Raw genomic sequence first — 1395 nt, 5'->3', positions numbered from 1 at the left:
TATGGGGCGTCTGGCGGTGTCCTACTTTCACATGGCGAATGCCACACTATCATCGGCGCTAAGGCGTTTCACGATCCTGTTCGGGATGGGAAGGCGTGGGACCACCTCGCTAAGGCCACCAGACATAAACTTGTACAAACTCAAGAAGCCTGAACCAGAGAGGGTCTCTGATTCTGAATATTCGGTATTTAATTGTGTCGCACACACTCTATCTCGTGCCTCGGCTAAACCAAGTCACTCAAATGATAGGATCAAGCCTCACGAGCAATTAGTATCGGTTAGCTTCACGCCTCACAGCGCTTCCACACCCGACCTATCAACGTCCTGGTCTCGAACGACTCTTCAGGGAGGTCAAGCCTCCAGGGAAGTCTCATCTTCAGGCAAGTTTCCCGCTTAGATGCTTTCAGCGGTTATCTCTTCCGAACTTAGCTACCCGGCGATGCGACTGGCGTCACAACCGGTACACCAGAGGTTCGTCCACTCCGGTCCTCTCGTACTAGGAGCAGCCCCCGTCAAACTTCCAACGCCCACTGCAGATAGGGACCAAACTGTCTCACGACGTTTTGAACCCAGCTCACGTACCACTTTAAATGGCGAACAGCCATACCCTTGGGACCGGCTACAGCCCCAGGATGTGATGAGCCGACATCGAGGTGCCAAACACCGCCGTCGATGTGAACTCTTGGGCGGTATCAGCCTGTTATCCCCGGAGTACCTTTTATCCGTTGAGCGATGGCCCTTCCATTCAGAACCACCGGATCACTATGTCCTGCTTTCGCACCTGCTCGACTTGTCGGTCTCGCAGTTAAGCTACCTTTTGCCATTGCACTATCAGCACGATTTCCGACCGTACCTAGGTAACCTTCGAACTCCTCCGTTACACTTTGGGAGGAGACCGCCCCAGTCAAACTGCCTACCATGCACTGTCCCCAATCCGGATTACGGACCAAGGTTAGAACCTCAAAGGGGTCAGGGTGGTATTTCAAGGTCGGCTCCACCAGAACTAGCGTCCTGGCTTCAAAGCCTCCCACCTATCCTACACAAACCACTTCAAAGTCCAATGCAAAGCTACAGTAAAGGTTCACGGGGTCTTTCCGTCTAGCAGCGGGGAGATTGCATCTTCACAAACACTTCAACTTCGCTGAGTCTCAGGAGGAGACAGTGTGGCCATCGTTACGCCATTCGTGCGGGTCGGAACTTACCCGACAAGGAATTTCGCTACCTTAGGACCGTTATAGTTACGGCCGCCGTTTACCGGGGCTTCGATCAAGAGCTTGCACCCCATCACTTAACCTTCCGGCACCGGGCAGGCGTCACACCGTATACGTCCACTTTCGTGTTGGCACAGTGCTGTGTTTTTGTTAAACAGTCGCAGCCACCGATTCTCTGCGACCT

Annotated in this window: 2 rRNA genes; both read right to left on the bottom strand. The window is 53.4% G+C overall.

Annotation, left to right across the window (positions count from 1 at the left end):
* Window positions 1–8: 8 nt before the first annotated feature.
* Window positions 9–123: ribosomal RNA gene (rrf, locus tag C2134_RS10925) — 5S ribosomal RNA — on the bottom strand.
* Between the two features lie 124 nt (window positions 124–247).
* Window positions 248–1395: ribosomal RNA gene (locus C2134_RS10920) — 23S ribosomal RNA — on the bottom strand; the annotation flags it as partial.

The organism is Chromobacterium sinusclupearum (genome assembly GCF_002902845.1).
GTDB classification, from domain to species: Bacteria; Pseudomonadota; Gammaproteobacteria; order Burkholderiales; family Chromobacteriaceae; genus Chromobacterium; species Chromobacterium sinusclupearum.
Note: the sequence above shows the minus strand (reverse complement) of the source record. Positions and strands in the feature narration are given on the sequence as shown.